Here is a 7,312-nt window from a genome sequence, read left to right as displayed (position 1 = left end):
TAAGCTAACCACTCAATTAGTTCGTGAAAATCAAACGATTGTGGTTGAGAATTTAGCCGTCAAGAATATGGTCAAAAACCCGAAATTATCTCAGGCAATATCTGATGTAAGCTGGGGAGAAATAACTAGACAATTAGCCTATAAATGCCGTTGGTATGGAAGAAATTACATCGAAATAGATAGATGGTTTCCTAGCTCTAAAAGATGTAGTAATTGCGGGTATATTGCTGAGAAAATGCCGTTAAATGTTCGAGAATGGGATTGTCCAGACTGTGGGACACACCATGACCGAGATATTAACGCAAGTAAAAATATTTTGGCCGCAGGGCTTGCGGTGTCAGTCTGTGGAGCGACCATAAGACCAGAACAGAGTAAATCTGTGAAGGCAGGTGCGAAAAATCCTTCGGGAAAGAAGCAGAAACCGTTCGGACTTCGGCGTGAGCTCAGTCGAACGCTGAGCTCACGGCCGAAGCCTAAATCGTGAGGTTTGGGAATCGCCGTCCGTTTTACGGCGGTGAGGATGTCAACGTCAAGTCTAGCTCTAGCACAGAGGCTCCCCTGTCTGGACAGCACTAAGGATTGTCTTGTAATTCACTCGATCCCGAACGTCACCGAAACGACCGCAGTAATATCTTTGTCGATCGAGGAGGTGTCGTAAATTCCCGAATCGCTCACGTCAGTGGAATTGCGCGAGGTGATCTGAAAAACTCCCGTTTTCGCATCGCGCACCCTTCCCACCCGACTGCCGGTACTACTGGCGATCGCATCGGCTCTGGCTCTCGCATCCTTGGTCGCCGCAGCCACCATTTCCACCCGCAGCTTATCGAGTTGGGTGTAAAGGTATTGGGGGGGTTCAGAGACGAGGCTAATTCCCTCCTCGATCAATTCCGTTACCTGCCTAGAAAGTTCCGTGTAACGGGCCACATCCCCCGCTCGGATCTCGAAGCGTTGGCTGAGGCGATAGGCAAGAATTTGCCCGGTTTCCTGGCCGTTAGCTGTTACTTGGGGAATCGCCATCGTCTCGATCGCGTTAGTGGTGATTGCGTCGTCGGGAACTTGTTTTTCTTTGAGATAAGCTCGTATCCGCTCGGTTTGCCGGATCAGATCGCGATAGGCTTCGCGGGCGGTGGGTTGTTGACTGGAAACCGATAAACGCCAGAGAATATAATCGGATGTAATCGGCCTTTTTGCCGAACCAGTCACGACAAAAACATCGCTGGCCCGTTTCACCGCTAAGAGGGAGCGCGCCGCTATCCAGGAACTCAAGACGAGAGCGATCGATAGCACCGACAAACCCGCGAATAGCTGCGGGAAACGTCGGAATATAGAACTGTCTTTCATCGTCACTCCTCCTCAAAATTCGACGTTTCTATCCTATGCTAGTAGCGAGCGAGTTGAAATTATTATTTACAAAAATAAATTTTTCTTGCGTCAGGTTGATGCGCTTTGACAGCAAAGATTATTCAGCCCTTCCCGACGTCGGGGGGCAAGAGGGGGTCAAACGGTTTAATCTTTTTTCTGCCTGGCGATAGTATTGCGGTATCTCTACCGTTTCCCCATCACTGTTAGCGTAGAAAACTTTTAAACCTACATCCAATCCCACACATCTTTTAGTCGGCTCTAACGGTTTCGCATATTCCCGAATATCAACGCTAAGACAGAATTGGACATAGTAACCGTCTGCTCGTTTAACAATCCTAACTCGTTTAATTTGGTCTATAGGGTAAAAGTTTAGGTCTCTGGTTCCTTTCAGTTTAACCGTGCCAATATTTTTCTTATCTGTGAAAGTTATTTTCTTTCTATCCTCCGATAGTTGACCTCCACAGTTTTTATATTCCACAGAACGATTATTCTTTTGGAATTTAGGATAACCTTTTTTACCTTTAACCTTTTTCTTACAATTGTCATAGAAACGAGGAATAGCCGACCATGCTCGTTCAGCAGATGCTTGTCTAGCAGTAGAATTTACAGTATCGACAAACTTGAACTGTTTGGCGAGAACAATATTTATTGAGAGAATATTTATCTACTTTATCCTCTTGTTTGGCATCCATCCAAAGCCTTAAAGCCTTATTTCTGATGAATTGTACTGTACGAATAGCTTCATCTATGGCAGAACACTGACTTGGTTTGACCACGGCTTTCATTTCTAAGACAATCATTGTTTATCGACCTCAAACAACTTATTTTATGTTAAACTGTAGAGCAGAGATTGTCGAGATTTTAGTGGCCACCGAAGCTCTGTCGAAGTGTCGTGCTTCGCTGTTTTATATTGGTCGGGGTTTCATCCCGTCGCTAAGCGCTTCGGGTCTTCACCCCGACATTTGAGATAACTTCAAGGCCGAAGTCGAAGTTCCAGCCGATGGCGGGAACGGCATGATCGTCACTCAGGGGGGGCGCTTCGGTGGGTAAGGATTTTACCTGCTGAAGGGGAAACCGGTCTTCCTCTGGAATCTGGTAGACCTAAAACGGCCGCGCTGGGAGGGAACGACCGCGTTATCGCCTGGGAAACACGTTCTGGAGTTCGATTTTACCTACGACGGCCTCGGCATGGGAACGCTCGCTTTTAACAACCTAAGCGGTATCGGTCAGAGTGGAACTGGCGTATTGAAAGTGGACGGTCAAACGGTAGCGACTCAAAAGATGGAGCGAACTCTACCCCTGATCCTTCAATGGGACGAAAACTTCGATGTCGGCGCGGATACGGGGACTCCCGTGGAAGACGCAGACTATCAAGTTCCCTTCCGGTTCAACGGTACGTTGGATAAATTAACCCTTACCGTCAACCGTCCGAAACTGTCCCCGGGGGACGAACAGAAATTATGGGAGGCACAACGGAATAATCGCGTTTCCGAATGACCTCGTCGTGGGGGATTGATCCCCCATCTTGCCGAGCGTGTGCGAGTTTTGGCAAAGTCGAGAGATTATCGATTTTGGCAAGCGATAGGATAGTCAATGGCCCGAACGATGCGCTTCAACAGTACAAATTAGGCATTCTGTCAAGAGAAATTAACAAATTTAAATATTTCTCGACCTAATCGATTCTCGAAAAAATTTACCGGAGGAAATGAACGATGTCCCAAGATAAGCCGATTCAACGCCAAATTCTACCGATTCCCGACTTAACCCCCTTCGGTCTAACCACCTACGACGCGAAGAATCCGGACACTGACTATCCCCCGATTCGAGATATCCGACCGCCGGCCGGCGCGCCCAACGTGCTGATCGTGCTGCTCGATGACGTGGGCTTCGGAGCCTCCAGTGCCTTCGGTGGCCCGTGCAATACCCCCACTTTCGAGCGATTAGCGGCACAGGGGCTAAAATATACCCGTTTTCATACCACTGCCCTCTGCTCTCCCAGCCGCGCGGCTTTGCTCTCTGGAAGGAATCATCACTCGGTCGGCATGGGCAACATCACCGAAACCGCCACCTCCGCCCCCGGGCAGAGTTCCGTTCGTCCCAACACCAAAGCCCCCCTCGCCTTGACCCTGAAGCTGAACGGCTATTCCACGGCGCAGTTCGGTAAGTGCCACGAGGTACCGGTTTGGCAAACCAGCCCGATCGGCCCGTTTGACGCTTGGCCCTCTGGCGGGGGTGGATTCGAGTATTTCTACGGCTTTATCGGTGGCGAGAATAACCAGTGGGAGCCGGCACTGTACGAGGGAACAACCCCGATCGAACCGCCGAAAACCCCGGAGGAAGGGTATCACCTGACCGAAGATCTGGCGGATCGAGCGATCGCTTGGGTCAGTCAACAAAAAGCCCTCGCCTCCGATAAGCCTTTCTTTATGTACTTCGCCCCCGGCGCGACCCATGCCCCCCACCACGTCCCCAAGGAATGGATCGACAAGTATCGGGGCCAATTCGCTCACGGTTGGGATCACCAGAGGGAGATTACCTTTGCCCGACAGAAAGAACTGGACGTAATTCCCCAAAATGCCGAACTCACCCCCCGTCACGCCGAAATTCCCGCCTGGGATGAAATGGATGATCGCCTGAAGCCGGTATTAGAGCGCCAGATGGAGGTGTACGCCGCCTTTCTGGAACATACCGATGAGCAGGTGGGACGGGTGATTCAAGCCTTAGAAAATCTAGAAATCCTCGACGATACGCTCGTTTACGTCATCATCGGCGATAACGGCGCATCCGCCGAGGGAACGCTTCAGGGCGCGTTTAACGAGATGGCCAACTTTAACGGGTTAGCGGGTCTAGAAACCCCGGAATTTCTCCTCTCGAAACTGGATGACTTCGGCGCGCCCGATTCCTATAATCACTACGCGGTCGGTTGGGCTTGGGCGATGAGTAGCCCCTACAAATGGACGAAGCAGGTCGCTTCTCACTGGGGCGGGACCCGCAACGGTACGATTGTTCGTTATCCCAAAATCATCAGGGAAAAAGGTGGGATTCGCCATCAGTTCTGTCATCTGATCGATGTGGCCCCGACGGTGTTGGCAGTAGCGGGAATTCCCGAACCGACTATGGTTAACGGTGTCCTACAAAGTCCCTACGAGGGTACGAATATGGTTTATACCTTTAACGACGCGGCCGCCCCCGAACGTCACGATGTGCAGTATTTCGAGATGTTTGGCAATCGGGGCATCTATTACAAGGGTTGGAGTGCGATTACCAAGCACCGCACCCCGTGGATTATGACTGGACAGACGATGGTTCCTTTCGACGATGATATCTGGGAACTATACGACGGCAGTACGGATGGGACGCAAGCTCGGGATCTCTCCCGGGAAATGCCAGAGAAACTGCACGAACTACAGCGACAATTTCTGATCGAGGCGGTTAAGTATAATGTACTGCCCCTAGACGATCGCCAAGTGGAACGGGTCGATCCCGCCACCGCTGGCCGGCCTACCCTCGTGCGGGGAAACTCGCAATTATTCTTTGCCGGGATGGGGCGTTTGTCTGAAAATAGCGTCATCAACATCAAAAATAAATCCTTCTCGGTGACGGCGGAACTGAACATTCCCCCGGAAGGCGCGGACGGGGTGATTATCGCCCAAGGCGGCCGCTTCGGTGGTTGGAGTGTCTATACCCACGACGGAAAAGCCAAGTTCGTCTATAACGTGCTGGGGATTCAAAGTTTTGTCACCGAGGCGACGGAGACGATCCCGGCCGGTAAGCATCAGGTACGGATGGAGTTTGCCTACGATGGCGGTGGTTTAGGACGGGGGGGAAATGTCACCCTCTACTACGACGGTCAACCGGTGGGTACGGGTCGGGTAGAACGAACTCAGGCTTTTATTTTCTCTGCGGACGAGACCACGGATATCGGCTACGAATCCGGTACCCCCGTAGCGGCGGAATATACCTCGAAAACCAGTCGTTTCACCGGCAAGATCGGTTGGGTTCAACTGGATGTGGGTACGGACGCTCATGACCACCTGATCGACCAGGAGGAACGTCTGAAAATTATCATGGCCCGGCAGTAGAAAAGGGGACTTGCGATCGACGGTTTCGCTTATTCGGTCTTAGGGGAGGAATCGCGATCGCTGGCGAGCCAATGTTTAATAGCTCTCCTGCAAAAATCAAAAATTGTCGTAGTTAGTGAGGAGTCAGGAAACAGGAGATAGGAGACAGGAGGAGAAAAAAGACAAGAGACAACTATCCTACCGATAAAATCTAAGATTATGTCAAATTTATCGGAATTTTTAGATATTTTGACCAGATAGTGCCTCGATAACTTACTTTTCCAGGAGGTTTGATTTTCTATAGCAAAAACTAACCGCAATGGTAGTTTTATCTAGGGTTTGCGGCAAAAATTTTTGCGTGGGGGCAGGGTGTAGGGTGTGGGGTGTGGGGTTTTACCGATTTTCAGGTGGTCAATTACCTAATTTTCAGGGAAAAAGTACCTGAATTTTCCCCCCGATCACTCCCATGCCCAGAACTTTTTGAGGGCAAAAAAGTCTGAAAGTCTTATCCAACAAGGTTTTTAGATTTATTCAGCCAGCCCTAATTAGTCTAAATATTGGCTAAGAAAATTACTGGAAATATCAAATATAGCGTTATCTTAATGGTGAGGTAGGAAGTCTCTGGTTTTAGGAAAGGACGGAACTGCGGAACGCCGGAACAGTAGCTGGTCGTCCGGAGATGACGCCAAATCCCGTCATACTTCATCTTGATGAGAAACGCTATCAGCTGTTGTCTATTTAAACTGGGTATTAAGGAGAGCAATCATGAAAAATTCTCATCAATTGACCAAATCCCTGAAGCGTTTTCGTTATACACTTTTTCTGGGAGTAGCTGCCATGGCAATCACTAGCTGGGGGATGCCCAATATTTCTGTAGCCCAGACTACTCCTGCTCAAGAAAAAGTGCAGTTAATGTTCGTGCAAACGGCAGAAGATATTCAGGTAGATCCCGTCACAAAAACAATTCGCTTGGTGAACGTCAACAAACAGACATTATACTTTTCCGATCGCCCGAACCGGATTGCTGGTAATCTGACCATGGCCGCCTATATGGATGAGTGGACAGCCAGGGCAGGAAAAGATAATTTTGCTAACGATCCCCCCAATGCGACCCTCTCAGTCTACGAACCTGGTCGTCAAGACAATACTATAGTTGTCGTCGAGATTAGCAATCCCGTCATCGATGGCAAGGACTTGATTTATAGCTACAAGCTAATCGAAGGGACTCTACCCAAGGCCGGCGGGGCAACTTCCCTATTTATCGATTGGATTGGTGTTGGTGGTGGTGTCGGTCCTGGCTTTTACGGGGTGGGGGCCGGTACCCGCGGAGTCGGTTTATACGGTGGTTACGGTGGACCCCTACGTTATTAATACTAATGTTCTATTATTTCTGTAAATTTATCTAGCGATTAGGAGAATCCCATGAGTTACCTAAATTCTTGCCGTTGAAAGCCTTGTGGCTTCAGCCCAAGTATGAAAACAAGGAGCGAGATTTTAATCTCATCGAAAATTTGGGTCTGAAACCCCGCCGTTTTACGGCGGCTTTACTGTTAAATATTAGCACATTTACGAAATATATGCTAAAATGTGAGACATGGAAAAAGCCTATTCGTTTCGATTTTACCCAACACCCGAACAAGAGTCGCTATTGCGGCGCACATTGGGCTGTGTAAGATTAGTTTACAATAAAGCTCTCCATGTCAGAACACAAGCATGGTACGAAAGACAAGAAAGAGTAGGCTACGCTCAAACTTCTTCAATGCTAACCGATTGGAAAAAACAAGAAGAATTAGAGTTTTTAAACGAAGTTAGCTGTGTACCTTTACAACAAGGGTTAAGACATTTACAAACAGCTTTTACTAATTTCTTTGCTGGTCGTACTAAGTATC

Annotated in this window: 6 protein-coding genes and 1 pseudogene; 5 read left to right on the top strand and 2 right to left on the bottom strand. The window is 49.0% G+C overall.

The window, feature by feature from the left end; genetic code table 11:
• Window positions 1-484: RNA-guided endonuclease TnpB family protein (locus IM475_RS21925; RefSeq protein ID WP_287729129.1), on the top strand; the 484-nt coding region annotated here is incomplete at its 5' end.
• A gap of 107 nt (window positions 485-591) precedes the next feature.
• Here IM475_RS21925 and IM475_RS21920 read toward each other — a convergent pair.
• Window positions 592-1,341, bottom strand: a complete 750-nt coding sequence (locus tag IM475_RS21920; protein ID WP_287729128.1) for an SIMPL domain-containing protein — start codon at window positions 1,339-1,341, stop codon at window positions 592-594.
• 157 nt (window positions 1,342-1,498) lie between these two features.
• Window positions 1,499-2,162, bottom strand: a pseudogene (locus IM475_RS21915) (RNA-guided endonuclease InsQ/TnpB family protein); the annotation flags it as partial.
• 388 nt (window positions 2,163-2,550) lie between these two features.
• Here IM475_RS21915 and IM475_RS21910 point away from each other — a divergent pair.
• From IM475_RS21910 to IM475_RS21895, 4 genes are all read left to right on the top strand, one after another.
• On the top strand, window positions 2,551-2,859 hold the full coding sequence (locus tag IM475_RS21910) for a hypothetical protein (protein WP_061430371.1): 309 nt from the start codon (window positions 2,551-2,553) through the stop codon (window positions 2,857-2,859).
• A gap of 215 nt (window positions 2,860-3,074) precedes the next feature.
• The gene (locus tag IM475_RS21905; protein ID WP_287729127.1) at window positions 3,075-5,444 is read left to right on the top strand and encodes an arylsulfatase; all 2,370 of its coding nucleotides are present in this window, start codon (window positions 3,075-3,077) and stop codon (window positions 5,442-5,444) included.
• A 744-nt stretch (window positions 5,445-6,188) separates the two neighbouring features.
• On the top strand, window positions 6,189-6,794 hold the full coding sequence (locus IM475_RS21900) for a hypothetical protein (RefSeq protein WP_002799672.1): 606 nt from the start codon (window positions 6,189-6,191) through the stop codon (window positions 6,792-6,794).
• Between the two features lie 223 nt (window positions 6,795-7,017).
• The coding region (locus IM475_RS21895) for a helix-turn-helix domain-containing protein (RefSeq protein ID WP_287729126.1) at window positions 7,018-7,312 on the top strand (295 nt) is incomplete at its 3' end.

It is taken from the genome of Microcystis sp. M061S2 (genome assembly GCF_020245605.1).
Taxonomy (GTDB): Bacteria; Cyanobacteriota; Cyanobacteriia; order Cyanobacteriales; family Microcystaceae; genus Microcystis.
The sequence above is the reverse complement of the archived record's forward strand: the minus strand, read 5'-3'. Positions and strand labels throughout refer to the sequence as shown.

Bases quoted from the DNA above. Each gene is read 5' to 3' on its own strand.
- IM475_RS21920 (WP_287729128.1), bottom strand. From the start codon at position 1,341: ATGAAAGACAGTTCTATATTCCGACGTTTCCCGCAGCTATTCGCGGGT.
- IM475_RS21910 (WP_061430371.1), top strand. From the start codon at position 2,551: ATGGGAACGCTCGCTTTTAACAACCTAAGCGGTATCGGTCAGAGTGGA.
- IM475_RS21905 (WP_287729127.1), top strand. From the start codon at position 3,075: ATGTCCCAAGATAAGCCGATTCAACGCCAAATTCTACCGATTCCCGAC.
- IM475_RS21900 (WP_002799672.1), top strand. From the start codon at position 6,189: ATGAAAAATTCTCATCAATTGACCAAATCCCTGAAGCGTTTTCGTTAT.